The 16,459-nt window shown below is 30.7% G+C and carries 16 protein-coding genes; 3 read left to right on the top strand and 13 right to left on the bottom strand.

Going from position 1 to position 16,459, the window contains the following annotated elements:
• Window positions 1-92: 92 nt before the first annotated feature.
• Window positions 93-509: a membrane protein gene (locus tag AJN56_RS08140; protein WP_002856751.1), complete on the top strand. Its 417-nt coding sequence runs from the start codon at window positions 93-95 to the stop codon at window positions 507-509.
• Here AJN56_RS08140 and trmA read toward each other — a convergent pair.
• Genes trmA through AJN56_RS08115 form a run of 5 tightly spaced genes read right to left on the bottom strand, consistent with a single transcriptional unit; the run spans window position 496 to window position 7,874 of the window.
• Window positions 496-1,569 (bottom strand): tRNA (uridine(54)-C5)-methyltransferase TrmA, encoded by a 1,074-nt coding sequence (gene trmA, locus AJN56_RS08135; protein WP_002868806.1) that lies wholly within the window; start codon window positions 1,567-1,569, stop codon window positions 496-498. The two genes, AJN56_RS08140 and trmA, sit on opposite strands and share 14 nt — an antisense overlap.
• Entirely contained in the window at window positions 1,566-3,299 is a 1,734-nt protein-coding gene (locus tag AJN56_RS08130) for a Na+/H+ antiporter NhaC family protein (protein WP_002868807.1), read from the bottom strand. The genes trmA and AJN56_RS08130 overlap by 4 nt, the downstream gene beginning before the upstream one ends.
• Window positions 3,296-4,045 (bottom strand): SDR family NAD(P)-dependent oxidoreductase, encoded by a 750-nt coding sequence (locus AJN56_RS08125; protein ID WP_002868808.1) that lies wholly within the window; start codon window positions 4,043-4,045, stop codon window positions 3,296-3,298. The genes AJN56_RS08130 and AJN56_RS08125 overlap by 4 nt, the downstream gene beginning before the upstream one ends.
• Window positions 4,042-5,268, bottom strand: coding sequence for an ankyrin repeat domain-containing protein (locus AJN56_RS08120; RefSeq protein ID WP_002868809.1), 1,227 nt, complete (start codon window positions 5,266-5,268; stop codon window positions 4,042-4,044). Before AJN56_RS08120 ends, AJN56_RS08125 begins: the two co-directional genes overlap by 4 nt.
• Before the next feature lie 59 nt (window positions 5,269-5,327).
• A complete protein-coding gene (locus tag AJN56_RS08115; protein WP_052785901.1) occupies window positions 5,328-7,874 on the bottom strand; it encodes a bifunctional aconitate hydratase 2/2-methylisocitrate dehydratase in 2,547 nt (848 codons plus the stop codon).
• 54 nt (window positions 7,875-7,928) lie between these two features.
• Here AJN56_RS08115 and AJN56_RS08110 point away from each other — a divergent pair, with 54 nt between their 5' ends.
• Complete coding sequence (locus tag AJN56_RS08110; protein ID WP_002868811.1) at window positions 7,929-8,381, top strand: methylated-DNA--[protein]-cysteine S-methyltransferase; 453 nt, start codon at window positions 7,929-7,931, stop codon at window positions 8,379-8,381.
• Here the strand turns inward: AJN56_RS08110 and AJN56_RS08105 are convergent.
• The 5 genes from AJN56_RS08105 to mobB are packed head-to-tail and all read right to left on the bottom strand — an operon-like array spanning window position 8,373 to window position 12,739.
• Window positions 8,373-9,314, bottom strand: a complete 942-nt coding sequence (locus AJN56_RS08105; RefSeq protein WP_002868812.1) for a hypothetical protein — start codon at window positions 9,312-9,314, stop codon at window positions 8,373-8,375. The two genes, AJN56_RS08110 and AJN56_RS08105, sit on opposite strands and share 9 nt — an antisense overlap.
• 3 nt (window positions 9,315-9,317) lie before the next feature.
• Entirely contained in the window at window positions 9,318-11,204 is a 1,887-nt protein-coding gene (metG, locus tag AJN56_RS08100; RefSeq protein ID WP_052785902.1) for a methionine--tRNA ligase, read from the bottom strand.
• Window positions 11,205-11,213: 9 nt separating this feature from the next.
• Window positions 11,214-11,411 (bottom strand): hypothetical protein, encoded by a 198-nt coding sequence (locus AJN56_RS08095; RefSeq protein ID WP_002856855.1) that lies wholly within the window; start codon window positions 11,409-11,411, stop codon window positions 11,214-11,216.
• The gene (locus AJN56_RS08090; protein ID WP_002856914.1) at window positions 11,404-12,246 is read right to left on the bottom strand and encodes a class 1 fructose-bisphosphatase; all 843 of its coding nucleotides are present in this window, start codon (window positions 12,244-12,246) and stop codon (window positions 11,404-11,406) included. Before AJN56_RS08090 ends, AJN56_RS08095 begins: the two co-directional genes overlap by 8 nt.
• A gap of 1 nt (window position 12,247) precedes the next feature.
• On the bottom strand, window positions 12,248-12,739 hold the full coding sequence (gene mobB, locus AJN56_RS08085) for a molybdopterin-guanine dinucleotide biosynthesis protein B (RefSeq protein WP_002856787.1): 492 nt from the start codon (window positions 12,737-12,739) through the stop codon (window positions 12,248-12,250).
• Window positions 12,740-12,834: 95 nt separating this feature from the next.
• Here mobB and AJN56_RS08080 point away from each other — a divergent pair, with 95 nt between their 5' ends.
• Window positions 12,835-13,320 carry a lipoprotein gene (locus AJN56_RS08080; protein ID WP_002859520.1) on the top strand — a complete coding sequence of 162 codons (486 nt, stop codon included), beginning with the start codon at window positions 12,835-12,837 and terminating at the stop codon, window positions 13,318-13,320.
• On the opposite strand, the gene AJN56_RS08075 is transcribed toward AJN56_RS08080, so the two are convergent.
• From AJN56_RS08075 to gltX, 3 genes are read right to left on the bottom strand one after another with little or no spacing between them, the layout of a single operon-like run.
• Window positions 13,217-14,842 (bottom strand): lytic transglycosylase domain-containing protein, encoded by a 1,626-nt coding sequence (locus AJN56_RS08075; RefSeq protein ID WP_002861483.1) that lies wholly within the window; start codon window positions 14,840-14,842, stop codon window positions 13,217-13,219. The genes AJN56_RS08080 and AJN56_RS08075 overlap by 104 nt on opposite strands.
• Entirely contained in the window at window positions 14,839-15,120 is a 282-nt protein-coding gene (locus AJN56_RS08070; protein WP_002852501.1) for a YggT family protein, read from the bottom strand. Before AJN56_RS08070 ends, AJN56_RS08075 begins: the two co-directional genes overlap by 4 nt.
• A 2-nt stretch (window positions 15,121-15,122) precedes the next feature.
• Window positions 15,123-16,418: a glutamate--tRNA ligase gene (gene gltX / locus AJN56_RS08065; protein WP_002856800.1), complete on the bottom strand. Its 1,296-nt coding sequence runs from the start codon at window positions 16,416-16,418 to the stop codon at window positions 15,123-15,125.
• Between the last annotated feature and the right edge of the window lie 41 nt (window positions 16,419-16,459).

Here is a 16,459-nt window from a genome sequence, read left to right as displayed (position 1 = left end):
CTTAAATGATTAAAAAATTAACTAAAGTGAATTCAAAAAATGAAAAAAGTGTTATAATATAGCAAATTCCGAAGTTTAATAAGGAGGGAAAAATGGAAGAATTTTATCCATATACTTTAACAATCCATCTTCTTTGTGCTATTTTGTTTATAGGTTATTTGTTTGTTGATGTATTTGTTTTGGGTGTAGTTAAAAAGAAAAATCCTAATTTTGACAAAAGTCTTTTTAGTGCTACTGGAGTTAAAATAATGCCTTTTGTGGTTCTTTTGCTTTTTTTAAGCGGAGGTGCTTTGGCAGGTTTTCATTTTAAACCTTTAAATTTACTTTTTGCTGTAAAAATTATTTTGGCTTTTGGAATTTTATCTTTAGTTGTTTTTTCTTTATTTTGTCATTTTATATTAAAGAAGAAAAACCCACTTGGTGCTTTTATCCACCCTTTTGTATTTGTGCTTTGTATCGCGATAGTAATACTGGCTAAATTAATGAATTATTTTTTTATACCTTGCTAAGAAATACTCCGCATTCAAGATGTGGAGTATTGACAAATTGATCAAACAGAGCAAACTCTTCCACTCTATGTGTTAGGCTTAATTCTTTTAAATTTTCTTTTAAAGTGATAGGATTGCAAGAAATATAAATAATATTTTCATATTTTTTTATTAAGTCAATTACGCTTTTATCAAGTCCTGCACGGGGTGGATCAACTAAAACATGAGAGAAATTAAAATCATCCAATCGAATATCTTTTAAACGAAAAAATTCTCTTTCTTTTTTGATAGCAAGACTTAATTCTTCGCTTGAAAGTCTTGCAAAGTGGATATTTGTTGTATTATTAAGCTCGCAATTTTTTAAAGCAAAATTAATATTGCTTTTTGAAATTTCAGTGGCCAAAACTTTAAAAAAGAATGGTGCTAAAGCTAAAGTAAAATTTCCATATCCACAGTAAAGCTCAAGTAAATCCATTCTTTTTTGAGTATTTAAAATTTCACACACCCAAGTAATCATTTTTTCATTTATAGCAGTATTAGGCTGAATAAAACAATCGTTGTTAAATTCATAAAATATTTTTCTATCTTGAATATTTAAAGTTTGTCTTAGATTTTCTGTTTTAAAAATAAGTTTTTTGCCTTTACTTCTTGCTATAAGGTTGATATGAAGATTATTGCTTAAATTTTCTAAATTTGACTTTATATCCTCTATATTTTTATGATAGAGTAAGGTTACGCTAAGTTCTTGCTTTGTGGTTAAAAACTCCACGCCAAAAAGTTTTTCTTTTAATTTATCATCTTGACGCAAGTATTCTAAAAGTTTTGGCATAAAAGCACAAATTTTTTCATCAGCAAAATCTAAATATTCTATAATGTACTTTTTTTTACTTTTTGGATCAAACATCGCATAAAAAAGTGTATCATTTTCATGATAAAATGAAAGCTCAGCTCTTGTGCGATAATGCTTATCTTTTGAGGTAAAAAGTTTAAAATCCTTTGTATAAAATTCTTTAAAATATTTTTTTATGAAAGAATGTTTTTCATCTAAAGTGAGAAAATTTCCAAAATTTTCAAGACTCATGGAACTTTCTTTCCGATGAGTCTTAGTAAAAGCGCAATAAGTATGAAATTTAAAGGCAAGACAAACCAAACGCTAATCCCTAAAGATACAGGAATATATCCAGCGATTAAAGAAATACCACAGATAAATAAAGCATAAGGAATTTGTGTTCTTACATGCTCCATATGATCGCATTTCGCACTCATAGATGAAAGGATTACATTATCTGAAATTGGTGAGCAATGGTTTCCAAAAATCGCACCTGTTAAAACGCAGCTTATATTAATGACCATATAATGATGCATAGCATTTGCATCCATACCATTGATTTTGGCGATTTCATGAGCTAAAGGCACAGCCAAAGGCATTAAAATCCCCATAGTTCCATAGCTTGTTCCTATGGCAAAAGAAATAGCTGAAGCAAAAGCAAAAATAGTAGCAGGCAAAATAAACTCAGGCAATTTATCTGCAAGCAAACTAGTGATAAATAAAGAAGTCCCTAGATCTTTTACTATACTTGAAAGCGACCAAGCAAATAAAAGTAAGACTATAGTAAAAATCATGGTTTTCCAGCCATATATCCAAGTTTCTACTGCTTCTTTGAGATTGAAAATTTTACGACGAACTCCGATAAAAATCGCTACAATAGCAGCAAACAAAGCAGCTTGGAATAATACCACAGAAGAATCAGCATTTCCAAAAGCAGCCCTAAAAGTTTCAAAAGACAAAGGATTAGCACTTGCTTTTGCAAGTTCTTCGCCTTCTAAAGTGCTAAGTCCATTAAAATAAAATCCTAATATAGCTAAAATGATTAAAGTAAAAATAGGAACAATAGCATCAAAAGCACGAATTTTAATACCTTCTTTTGGTGCTAAAAACTGATCTTCCAACTCAGCAGTATCTAGTGTACCTGACTTAGGTAGAGGTGCAATTTGCCCTGTGGTTCTTGCTCGCACTTCAGCCTTATACATAGAACCAAACTCACGCCCCATGATTGCAGTCATGACTACAAAAAAAAGCATGAAGATATTATAAAAACGATAAGGTATGGTTTCGACAAAAATTCCAAAAGCACTAATATCGCTAATGCCTATGTGTTCATAAGCGGTTTTAATTAAAGAAACTTCTAAACCTATCCAAGTAGAAATTACGGCTATTCCTGCTACAGGAGCTGCGGTAGAGTCAATAATAAAGGCAAATTTTTCACGAGAAATTTTAAATTTATCCGCCAAAGGACGCATAATAGGACCTACAATCAGTAAATTAGCATAATCATCAAAAAATATTAAAAGCCCTAAAAACCAAGTATTAACTTGAGCTGATACAGCTGATTTGGCTCTTTTGGCAAATTTTAATGCTACAGCTTTTGCACCACCCATTTTTGTGATAAGTGCCACAAGACCACCTATACAAAGAATTTGTAAAATGATTCCCGCATTTACTGGATCAGAAGTTGAACCTAAGATATAAGAAATAATCTTTGAAAAAGATTCTACTGCAGTATTATAAAAATTTACAAAAGCTAAATGTTGTGCTTTGAAAATATTTGCAGAAAGACTGAGCAGAAAAGTTCCACTTAAAACTCCAGCAAAGAGTGACAAAATAACATCTTTTGTGATAAAGGCTAAAGCAATAGCAACTAAAGGCGGTATAAGTGTAAAAGCTCCAAATAAATTAGCATTTGCAGCTGCTTCTGAGGAGTTTGCAAATGCAACTAAAGGTAAAAACAATAAAACTAAAAATTTATTCATTCATCTCTTTCTATATAAAATCCATTCCAAGTTTGTGTTACCGGCATAAGCTCGATTTCATTAACATTAATATGGCTTGGTAGGTTAATGATAGACATTACCACTTTGGCAATATCATTAGCACTGATAAATTGCGTATTTTCATAGACTGCATCAGCTTTTTGGATATCTCCTTTAAAACGCACTTCACTAAATTCAGTTTTGCAAAGTCCTGGAGCAATGTTTGTTACTTTGATATTGCTTCCTCTAAGATCATTTCTTAAGGCCAATGAAAATTGTCCTACAAAGGCTTTGGTTCCACAATATACATTGCCTCCAAAATAAGGATTGCGTCCTGCAACCGAACCTAAGTTAAAAATATAAGCATTTTTTTGTTTACGAAGTATAGGAATAACAGCTTTTGCAACATATAAAAATCCTTTGATGTTTGTATCAATCATAGTGTTAATATCTTCAAGGTTTAATTTATCAAATTCATCTACCCCTAAAGCTAAACCTGCATTATTAAAAAGCACATCAATTTCTTGAAATTCTTTGGGTAAATTTTCAATAGCCTCAAAGATTTCTTTTTGATTTCTTACATCTATGCAAAGCGTGTAAATCTTATCTTTGTGAGCATTTTTTAACTCTTCTAGACGCTCTTTGCGTCTAGCAAGGGCGATTACTTTGTAGCCTTCTTGTATAAAAGCTTCAACGCAAGCTCTACCAAAACCTGAACTAGCTCCTGTAATAAATACGGTTTTCATTCTAAACTACCTCCGTAAAATAGATTTTCGTTTGCTTTTAAACCCAAGCTTTTTAGATAATCAGCATTTTCTTTTTTACCTGCTGATAGCGCAAAGTCGAGTGCATTAAAACCAAGATCATCAACAGCATTAAAATTTGCTCCTTTTGAAATAAGAAGTTTTAAAATTTCAACATTTCCATAGGCTGCAGCATGCATTAAAACATTTTTTGAAGTGTGCTCTAGAGCACAAAATGTAATAAAATAAGGCGTATTTGAACCTATGTTCGCACTTAATGCTAATTTTTCATTGTTATTAATATATTTTTGATTAACATTTGCTCCATTATCAAGAAGTAGTTTTATGATATCAAGACGATTAAACTCTATGGCATAAAAAAGTGGGGTTTTACCAAAGGCATTGGCTTGATTAACATTCGCTCCATTTTGGATTAAAAAATTTGTATTTTCATAATTTTCCAATGCGTAAAAAATAGCACTTTCATAACCTTCGTCAATCCTAGTGCCAAAACGAATCAAAAGTTCTAAAATTTCTTTTTCTCTTTGATTTAGAAGCGCTGCTTGTAAGGCTATAGTAAGATCATCTTGACTTGGATTATTTGAAAAAATAAAATCTTGTATATAAGATACCGAATAATTTTTATTTGACATGATTTTTGCTAAAGGACTAATGTCTTTGTAAATTTTTGTTTCTCCAACAGCCCAATTTAAAAATTCGTTTAAGGCATTGCTAGTATAGTAAATATTGCTACCTTTGTCAAAATTAAAATTGCTTTCAAAATACTTTTCTAAAGGTTCTATAGCGTTATTGTATTCTTGCCAAAAAGCTTTGTAAAGTCTAAAATTTCCTATACTTTGATATGCCCAATATCTAAAGTAAGATTTTAAAATATCATATTTTTTTTCTAAATTCTCAGGTGTATCTAAAGTTTTTTGATAAGTGATGGGGTCGATGGCTATTTTTAACAATAGCAAATTAAATTGTTGTAATTTTGGCAAATAAGCTATACCATTACAAGAACTATTTCCTCCACGAATTTCATTGGAAATTGCATAGAGTTTTTTTGTAAAATCTTGATTTTTTAAAGATTCTTTGCAATTTAGATAATCTAAATTTGAACTTTCATTTAGCAATGTTTTATTGTTTTTAATGTTGTCGCAGTTAATGGCATCGCTAGCCATTAAACTTGCAAAACAACAAAAGGAAGTGAATAATAACTTCAATATTTTTCCTTTGAAAATTTTAATTTTGTTATTTAATCCAAATAAGTATTAAATTTGAATTAATTTTCAAGTTTGAAATTTTCAATCTCATTAAAATTTAAATATCTATAGATATTTGCCTTATGCTCATCACTTAGTTTTTCGCTGACAATTTGTAAGTATTCTTCCTTGCTTGGAATTTTACCCAAAATCGCACAAACTGCTGCAAGTTCTGCACTGCCTAAATATACTTTAGCACCCATTCCCATACGGTTGTCAAAATTTCTTGTAGAAGTTGAGAAAACTACAGCTCCATCATTTACTCTAGCTTGATTACCCATACACAAAGAACAACCAGGAACTTCTATTCTAGCACCTGCTGCGCCAAAGATGCTGTAATAACCTTCATTAGTAAGTTGCGCTTTATCCATTTTTGTTGGAGGTACTACCCAAAGTCTGGTTTTAAGTATGCCTTTATCTTTTAAAATTTCTCCCAAAGCTCTATAATGTCCTATATTTGTCATACAAGAACCTACAAAAACTTCATCTATATTTTTTGGACGCTTATCATCGGCTAAAATTTCACTCAAAGTCGCCACATCATCAGGGTCATTTGGACAAGCTAGGATTGGCTCTTTAATGTCATTAAGATTAATATCTATAATATAAGCGTATTTTGCATCTTTATCTGCTCTTAAAAGAGTAGGGTTTTTAAGCCATTCTCTCATTTTTTCAGCCCTTCTAGCAAGGGTGGCTTTATTTTCATATCCTGCTTCTATCATAGCTTCAATTAAAGAGATATTGGATTTGATATATTCGCTTACACTTTCTATACTTAAATCCACACTGCAAGCAGCTGCAGATCTTTCAGCACTTGCATCACTAAGTTCAAAAGCTTGTTCGACTTTTAAGTTTGGCAAGCCTTCTATTTCTAAAATTTTTCCTGCAAAAATATTTTTCTTATTTTTCTTTTCAACAGTAAGTTGTCCTTGTTTGATTGCATAATAAGGTATAGCATTAACCAAATCTCTTAAGGTAACTCCAGCTTGCAATTCTCCGCTAAAACGCACTAAAACACTTTCGGGTACATTTAAAGGCATAGAGCCAGTAACCGCAGCAAAAGCTACAAGTCCGCTTCCTGCAGGGAAAGAAATTCCTATAGGAAAGCGTGTGTGAGAATCCCCACCCGTTCCTACGGTATCTGGCAATACAAAACGATTAAGCCAAGAGTGAATAACCCCATCACCTGGTTTTAAACTCACCCCACCACGACTTGTCATGAAATTGGGTAAAGTTTTATGTAAATTTGAATCGCTTACTTTTGGATAAGCAGCTGTATGGCAAAAGCTTTGCATAACAAAGTCTGCGTTAAAACCTAAGCTTGCAAGCTCTTTAATTTCATCTCTAGTCATAGGACCTGTAGTATCTTGAGAGCCTACAGTTAAAGTCATAGGTTCTATATACATACCTGGACGCACACCTTCAACTCCACAGGCACGACCTAGCATTTTTTGAGCCAAGGTATAACCACCGCTTGAAGATTTAGGTTGTTCAGGCTTGGTAAAGATGTTTTCACTTTCCATTCCTAAAAATTCTCTAGCTTTAGCACAAAGCCCACGACCTATGATAAGTGGGATTCTTCCTCCTGCTCTAACTTCATCTAAGAGAGTGTTTGGACTGAGTGTAAATTCTGCAATTGTAGAGCCATTTTTTATGATTTTTCCCTCATAAGGATGAATTTCAAACTCATCGCCCATTTCTAAGTTTGTTACATCACAGATGATAGGTAAAGCCCCACTATCTTGAGCAGTGTTAAAGAAAATCGGTGCTATGGTTGAACCCATTACTATACCACCGCTGTGCTTGTTTGGTACCCCTTCTATTTCTTTTCCTAAGTGCCATTGTATAGAATTTATTGCTGATTTTCTACTCGAACCTGTTCCTACAACATCACCTACATAAACCACTTCGCGACCGCTTTTTTTAAGCTCTTTGATTTTTTCTAAGGATCCTGCTTGTCTTACCTTTAGCATGGCATTTGCATGCAAAGGAATATCGCTTCTTGTAAAAGCATCTCCTGCAGGGCTTAGATCATCGGTATTTGTTTCCCCTGCTACTTTAAAAACTATACATTTAATCACTTGAGGTAATTTTTCTTTTTTGTTAAACCAGTCCGCATTTGCCCAGCTTTGTAAAACTTCTTTAGCGTGTGGATTGTTTTTGCTAAGTTCAGCTATGGTATGAAAATTATCATGAACAAAAATAATATTTTTCAACACTTCTGCAGAATCTTTGGCTATGTTTTCATCTTTTAAGGCATCGATTAAAACTTTAACATTATATCCGCCTAGCATAGTTCCAAGCATTCTTAAGGCTCTTTTTTTGTCTATATTTGGAGCACTGATTTTGCCTTTAAGTATGGAATCTAAAAATTCACATTTTACTAAAGCTGCATCATCAACACCAGGATTTACTCTATTTTCTAAAAGATTTGCAAGCTCTTCATTATTTTCATTTTCAAGTAATTTACAAAGTTCTCTAGTTTGATTTGCATTTAAAGGAAGGGGTGGTATACCCAAAGCGGCTCTTTCTTCAACAAGTTTATTGTATTCTTGCATAAAAGACATTTTCTACTCCTTAAATATTTTTTATTATAATTGTAGCTCTTTGAAGGATAAAAAATGTTTAAAGTTTATTATAAAATGCCTTTATGTTACCTATCTTTACATAGTGATGGAAAATTTTTAACTAGAGTTGATTTTTGTGATAATAAAAGATCAGAAAAAAATTGTAGTTTGCTTGACTTAGCAAAATATGAACTTGATTTATATTTTACTCATAAGCTTAGAAAATTTAGCATTCCTGTTTTGATACAAGGTGCAGATTTTGAATCAAAGGTTTATAAGGCTTTAATGAAAATTCCTTATGGTAAAATGGTTACCTATAAAGATATAGCCCAAAAAATCAATCATCCTAAAGCTTTTAGAGCTGTCGGAAATGCAAATTCTAAAAATCAAATTCCTATTTTTATACCTTGTCATAGAGTTATTGCAAGCAATGGCATAGGAGGATATAATGGAGGGCTTGAAATAAAAAGATTTTTGCTTGAAAATGAAGGAGTGAATTTAAAATAAGCTTGGGGTTTGATTTTCTTTGTTTTCAAATTCTTGTTCAAAAATATCATAATTTTCAAGAATTAAACAATATTTAAAATTTTTTAATTTTCTTAAATCTGAAAGCTGATTATAGGAAAAATCGCAAAATAAAGAATTTTTAGAAGCAATTTTAAAGTCTTTTATGTTTTTAAATTTTTCTTTCCAGAATTCAAAGGTATTTTGGTTGTTGCTTACAATAAACGCTTGAGAGCTTGAACCAAAAGGAGTGATTTCAAATTTATCATCAATAAAATAAATTTTAAAATCATCAATCTTATTAAAGTCAAATATTATTTTTTGATTTTTTTCTTTTAAAAAAGAAATAATTTTTGCAAAACTATTTGCGTAAAAAAAAGGCAAATTAAGATTTTTAAAATATAAATTTTCACAAATCAAAGTTGTAAAAAAGAAGCTAGATCGCGATAATAAGGTAAAATTAGCATCTTTTAGACTATGAGAATAGGCACAAAGTTTATTTAAGTAATTTTCTTCACAGTAGCAAAAAATTTCACCCTTTTTTGCTTTGATTAGTTTTTCAAAATCAGCAAAAATATTTCCTTTTAAAATGTTAAAATAAAAAGCCTTGCAAAGACTTAGTTCGTAAGATTTAAAAAGCAAAAATTCACATTCTTTATCTTCACAAAAAAAGCGTAAAAATCTTACAAGAGCTTGTTCTAGATTTTCTACTCTAAAGTAAAAAATATCTTTATCTTCAATAGTAATGTCATTTTCTGTAATTATAGCATAAGCGCCTTTTTTTACAGCTTGGGTAATTTCTTTTTTATTGTTATTAAAGAAGGCAAAGCCTGCTTTAAGTTCGTTTAAATTTATGGCAAAACCTTCCACGCTTAAAACGCTACCTTCATGAATGAGCGTTGCGTTTAAAAGTTCACCTAAATTGCTAATTTGCATATTTTAGCCTACTAAAGAACCGTTTTGCACAAGTTGTTCAGGGGTGATTAAAACAAGCTTATCTCCGCTTTTTGCAGAAAGTATCATACCATCGCTTTCATGTCCAAAAATTTTAGCTTTTTTAAGATTGCTTATAATGCAAACTTGTTTACCGATTAAATCACTGGCTTTATAGTGTTTTGCTATGCCTGAGAGTACTTGACGGATTTCTTTATCGTCAAGTTCGAGTTGAAATTTCAAAAGTTTTTCGCTTCCTTTTATATTTTGACAATCAAGCACCTTAGCGACTTTGATTTCAATTTTTGCAAAATCATCGATTTTTATTTTAGGACTTTCTTCTTTTTTAGGTTCTTCTTTAATTTCTTGTTTTAAAAGAGCTTTTTCTACTTTTGGAAATAAAGCTTCGCAAGGATTTGCTTTAAAATCTAAAAGTTCATTATCAAGTATTATTTTTGCGTAATTTGTAGATGAAATTTCAAAATTTAAAGCTAAGGCCACCTTTTGACAAGACTTTGGTAGAGTAGGGCTTAATAAAAGGCTTGTTTTGGCTAAAATATTTGCACAAAGTGCTACTAAAGCATTAGCTTGTTCGTGTTTGTTTTCTTTGATTAAATTCCAAGGTTCGTATTTGCTAATAGCTAAATTTGCCACACTTAAGGCTTTAAAAAGTTCTTCTAAATAACGATTACACTGTAAGTTTTCTAAAAATTCTACCGCTAAATTTAAGTGTTCTTTTGCTTGATTTAATTCAACATTGTAAAATTTTAAAACACCTTCTTTTGAAATATTTCCTTGAGAATATTTTGTACTCATACCTATAATGCGATTAAGTAAATTCCCAAATTCATTGCTTAGTTCAGCATTGATACGATTTATCAGCATATTTTCGCTAAAATCCCCATCATTGCCAAAAGGCACTTCTCTAAGCAAGAAATATCTAAAAGCTTCGCTTCCATAGGCATCAACCACTTCTTTAGGTTTTACAACATTGCCTTTAGATTTGCTCATTTTTTCACCTTCTTTAGTCCACCAGCCATGTGCGCCTATAAATTTTGGCAAAGGTAAATCTACGCTCATTAAAAAAGCTGGCCAATAAATCGCATGAAAACGCAAGATATCCTTTCCTACTAAATGCACATGCGCAGGCCAAAATTTAGCATTTTCTCCCTTACTTTGAAAATCAAGCGAACTTATATAGATAAAAAGTGCATCAAGCCATACATAAATAATATGTTTATCATCATTAATTTCTTGAGGCAGTTTAATCCCCCAATCAAAACTGGTTCTTGTAATGGAAAGATCTTTAAGGCCACTTTGGACAAAATTTATAAGTTCGTTTTTTTTGTTTTTTGGCAAGATGGGATCTTTTTCTTCATACCATTGTAAAATTTTATCTTGATATTTTGAAAGTTTGAAAAAATAGCTTTCTTCTTTTAAAATTCTAGTTTGTTTGCCACAATCTGGACAAGAACAATCATTGATAAGCTGACTTTGAGTAAAAAAGCTTTCGCAAGAGATACAATAATGTCCTTCGTATTCATCTTTATAAATATCGCCTTTTTGCCACATTTTTAAAAACATAGCTTTAACAAATTCAATATGCCTTGTATCAGTTGTTCTTGCGTAAATATCATAGGTGATTTCAAAATCATCCCATAATTTTTTAAATTCAAAACTGATTTTATCGGCATATTCTTGAGGAGTGGAATTTCTTAGTTTGGCAGCTTCTTCGATTTTTTGTCCATGCTCATCTGTTCCTGTTAGAAATCTTGTTTCATGTCCTTGTAAACGATAAAATCTTGCTAAAGTATCGGCTATGATGGTAGTATAAGCATGACCTAAATGAGGCACATCATTTACATAATAAATTGGTGTTGTAATATAACGCATTTTTTTCCTTTAAAAGTCAAATCCGCCTTCGGTTTTACCCTTAGACATACTGTTATAGACTGCATCAACATAATTTTTTCTAGTTTGGCAGTTAAAAATTTCATCGCAATTATAACAAGAGTTTAGGTTTTTTGAGTTTTGACATGAAAGTAAAATTTCTTTTTTTTTATCCATATCTTGCTCAAATTCATCTCTAATATCACTCATTATAAGCCTTTAAAAGTTTTGAAATTTCATATTCTGAGCCAAAAAAACAAGGAGTTGTCGCATGGATTTTATCAAATTCAAGTTCAAGTAAGGAGTGGTTTTTTCCATTTGTAGTTTTTCCGCCTGCTTTTTCTATGATAAAGGCTAGAGGAAAGACTTCAAAAAAGGCACGAAGTTTGCCATTAGGCGCATCTTGTGTTGCAGGATAGCTAAAAATGCCACCCCCTTTTAATAAAATTTGATTGATATCGCTTACCATGGCTCCAGAATATCTTAAGCGATAGCCTTCATCAAAAAGACTTTTGATAAATTTGGCGTGTTTTTCTTCCCAAAATTTTTGCGTTCCGCCTGTAGCATTAATCTTGCCTTTTTCATTCATTTTAAGATCTTTTATAAAAATAAATTCATTATTTGCATTTAAGCGATAAAGTTTTGGCTGATCTTTGCAAATCACAAGTTCTAAGCGCGCTCCATACATACTATAAAGTGCAGCTCTTAAATTTTTAGCACTTGCTTTTTCTTCATAGATGGCAAAAATAGAACCTATGGCAAAATTAACATCCATTAAGCTAGAACCATCTAAAGGATCATAAGCTACGATAAAATTTGCTTTTTCATTAAGCGTTAAAATTTCGTCTTTTTCTTCACTTATGATGGCTTTAATGCTTGAACATTGACTTAGAGTTTTTGTGATGATTTCATCGCTTAAAACATCAAATTTGAGTTGGGTATCGCCTGTAAAATTTTGATTTTGACTGTAGCCTGTATCGGGAAATTTTAAAGCGTTAGAAATTTCTAAAACCGCTTTTTGTATATAAGAAATCACTTCTTGCATTTTATAATTCTCCTTGTAAATTTTTAGCATTTTTAAGTATGTATCGACAAATAGCTTGTATATCGTTTAAATCAAGCCAAGTAAGATAAGGGTGAGAAATTTTTTCATAGCTTGCAATAGCGTTTGAAAAAGTAAAATAACTTTCATCAATTTCTTTACAAAATACGCTAATGCGTGGTAAATCAAGAGTTTTTAATCCTTCAACCAAACAAATGTCAAAATTGGGTGCTAATTTTAAAGCTTTTAAAATATCTCTATTTTCATGAGAAAAAAAAGTTGTTCTTGTAGGGCTTAAAACCATGACTTCAGCTCCGCTTTGGAAAAATTTAAAACTATCTTTACCGTTAAAATCAAATTGAGCTTTATCAGCAGGATCGTGTTTAATGATTAAAACTTTTAAATTTTGTTGCAAAAAATTATCAGCTATTTTGGTAATAAGTGTAGTTTTACCTGAATTTGACGGGCCGCTAAAAGCCATGATAAGTTGTTTCATAAAATATACTCTTAATTTTTTTGTAAAATTATATCTTTTTAAACCAAAAAATAGGGTTAAAAGGCTACAATAATACTAAAAAATATGGAAAAAGAATGAAAATTTATAGTGTAATTTTAGGTGCTTTTTTGCTTGGAGCTTGTTCTTTAAAAGATCAGGCGATTGTGGATACAAATTTAAAATCTCAAACTTTAATGTTTACTCAAAAATACAAAATCACACAAGATAAGATTAATGCCATTATAACCATGTCTTATTTAAACCCAATTCTAGATAAGACAAGTAAAGATGATGTATTGGCCTTGTCTTTTACTCCAAATACATTAAAAATTCAAAATTTAGAAGTTTTTATCAATAATAAAAAAGCCAATATTGAAAAACTGGATGATGAGTACTTAAAATATATAATACAAAACAACTATACTGATTATTTTAAAGCATCTCTTCCTAGTGTCAAGGAAGAGACTAGGCTTGTAGCTAAGATTTGTTTAGATCATTTGCCTTGTTTTGAATTAAATTTTCAAAAATATCCGAAATCTTTATACTATCGTTCAGAAGATGTCGATACACAATATAATTAGCTAGAACTTTTTTTCCGTAAATTCGGCTTTCTTGATAAGGAACTAGCTCCATAGACAAGAAAGGTTCAAATTTGCCTGTCTTAAACATATCATTTCTTGCAAGCATACGGTTAGTAAATCCTATACCGCCATTATAAGCATAAGCGACAAAAAGTGGAGATTTTAAACGTGATTCAAGGTAATTTAGATGATAGTTTCCAAAGTAATATGCTATTTCAGGTTTAAACATAAAATCTTGATCGAAATTTGGAATTTTTAATTCTTTTTCCCCTATGTGATTGGCTAAAAATGGCATAAATTGCATCATGCCTAAAGCATAAGAAACTGAAATAGCAGTTGGAATAAAACGACTTTCTTGTCTGGCAATAGCCAAAATTAAAGCTTGTCTTGTTTTGTTATAGTCTTTTATATTGTCATAATAAGGCATTATAAAATAATGTTTTTTAAAATTATTTTTGCGTTCTAATATGTAAGCATAAATAGGCAAGGTTTCTTGTGTGTCAAATTCTTTTGCCAAGACATCTAGTTGACTTGCGTTAGCATCGCGAATTTGTTTGTTTATTTTTTGCCAAGCAAAAGGATCTTGCATGTTAAAATTATTTTTTTTCTTGCTTGGATTAAGGCTTTCTATCTTTGGAAAAGGTGTGTTAGTAAGTTCTTTTGCGTAAAGACTATAAATATTTAAAGAAGAACTTTGTGATAAAGTTTTTAAATCTTCTTCATTGTTTTTAATCAACCACATCCAAAATATAGCATTGTCTTTATTGCTTTGCGATTTAAAACTTTGTGCTGCCTTTTTAAAAAAGTCATAAGCAAGCTCTGTTTTATCATAAGTTAAGGCATTGACTCCTAAATAGAAAGCAGAATCTTCACTTACATTTTCAGGATTTATTTCTAGCATAGAATGTCTAAATTTTGGATTTTCTTTTTTAATAATAATATTTTGTGCAAAATCTTTAAAACCAATGTGGTTTGGTAATTTATTGACTAAACTTGTATTTAAATCTAAGTCGTATTTTTTAGAATAATTATAAAGTTTAAAAAAACCATTAATATCTTCTTTTTGTACTATATAGCTCATAGGATCAGAAGTATTAAAAGCTAGTAATAAATTTGTCAAATCAGGTCTTTGATTTTTAAAGGTTTGAGCTAAAGTCGTTCGGTCTTTGGAATTTAAACTCGCTATAAAAACTAATGAATTTAAGCGCACACTTTGACAAGTTAAATTTGCATCTAAGATAGTATTTGCTGTATAGGTATAGCATTTAGCATATTTTGGGTTGATATAAGGCTTTAAAGGGATGATTTTTTCAAGTTCGGATTTAATTTTTCCTATATAGCGAAAAATATGAGAATTTAAATCCTGTGCATCTTTTTTACTGATTTTATTTTTTTCTAAAAGCCTATAAATATAATAATCCTTAGCAAGCGAATTTTCTTCCTTTTTGAGTTTTTCTATACTATATTGTGTAGCATTTAAACTTGAAAAAATAAATAAAAAAACGAGTATTTTTTTTATCACAATATACTCCTTAAGATATTCCCAAGAAAAATACCAAGAAACTGCAATGCTAAGACTATAATCAAAGGTGCAAGATCAATATTACCAATGCGTGTTGGAATTTTTCTAACTAAGGCGTAAGCAGGATAACTTAATTTATATAAAATTTGCACTATGGGATTATAAGGATCAGGGTTTACCCAGCTTAAAAGTGCTGTGATGATAATAATCCAAGTATAAATGTTAATGACAATTTGTAGTACTTGAAAAATAGAAATAATAAAAGAGTCTATAACCATAGTTAAATCCTTGCTAATTCGTGAATAAAATTTTTAATATAAGGATAAAGATCACTAAGCTCAGGTCCGTGGATATTTCCTGTTAAAATTATCCTTAAAGGCATGAAAAATTTTTTACCTTTTAAGTCGCTTTTGCTTAAAAGTTCATTTTTAAAATCTTCATAGTTTTCAAAAAGTTCAATATCTTTTAAGAGTTCTTTTAAAATTTTACATTCTGTTTCAAACTCTCCAAAGTCTTTTGTGTTGAAAATAGCTCGCATTTTTTCTTTAAGTTCTTTTATGGTGCTTGCTTCTTGAGTGTAAAATTTAGCAAGTTGTGCAAGATCTTTGTTTAAATCTAAAATTTTATTAAGCTCATCATCTTTGATCATTTTGATATGTTCGCGATTGATTTGCAAAAGTTTTTTAAGATCAAATCTTGCGGGAGCTTTTGAAACTTTAGAAATATCAAACCATTTTATAGCCTCTTCTAAGGTAAAAATTTCACAAGGAGTTTTATTGCCTAGCATGATCAGATAATTTGCGATTGCGCTAGGTAAAATTCCACTTTCAAGTAGCCATTTTACAGAAGAATGTGCTTCTCTTTTACTCATTTTAACACCTTCTTCGTTTAAAATGATAGGTAAGTGTGCATAAGTCATGGCTTTATTATAACCTAAGCTTGCGCGGATATGTTCTTGTTTTGGAGTGTTTGAAACATGATCTTCTCCGCGTATAATACAAGTGACATTTTCAAGCATATCATCAACCGCACAAGCAAAATTATAAGTTGGAGTTTTATCTGTTCTCATAATTACAAAAGAGTCTATGTTTTCAGGTTCAAAACTAAGCTCGCCTTTGATAAAATCAGTAAATTTCATAGTATGAGTAGGTTTTTTAAGACGGATAACAAAGGGTTTTTCACATTCTAAAACATCAATATCGGCTAGTTTTTCACAAGTGCCATCGTAGCGATAAGCTTTACCTTGTTTTTTAGCTAACTCTTTTTTTGCTTCAAGTTCTTCTTCGGTGCAAAAACAAGCAAAAGCTTTTTTTTCGCTTACAAGTTTTAAAGCCATTTGGCGATGGAATTTTAAATTTTCACTTTGTATATAGTAATGCTGCCATGAAATACCAAAAAGATTTAAAATTTCTTTGATTTCTTCTTCTTTTCCTGCTATATTTCTAGCTTTATCAGTATCTTCAATACGTAAAATAAAATCCATATTTTTTTGTCTTGCACAGATATAATTAAAAATTGCTGCGCGTAAATTTCCTATGTGCATATCACCTGTGGGAGAAGGTGCAAAACGGTACATTTTATAGCCTTTAAAATTATTTAAAAGCTTATTATAACAGA

Origin of the sequence: Campylobacter sp. BCW_4319 (assembly GCF_001764435.1) — a bacterium.
In the GTDB taxonomy this organism is placed as follows: domain Bacteria; phylum Campylobacterota; class Campylobacteria; order Campylobacterales; family Campylobacteraceae; genus Campylobacter_D; species Campylobacter_D jejuni.
The sequence above is the reverse complement of the archived record's forward strand: the minus strand, read 5'-3'. Positions and strand labels throughout refer to the sequence as shown.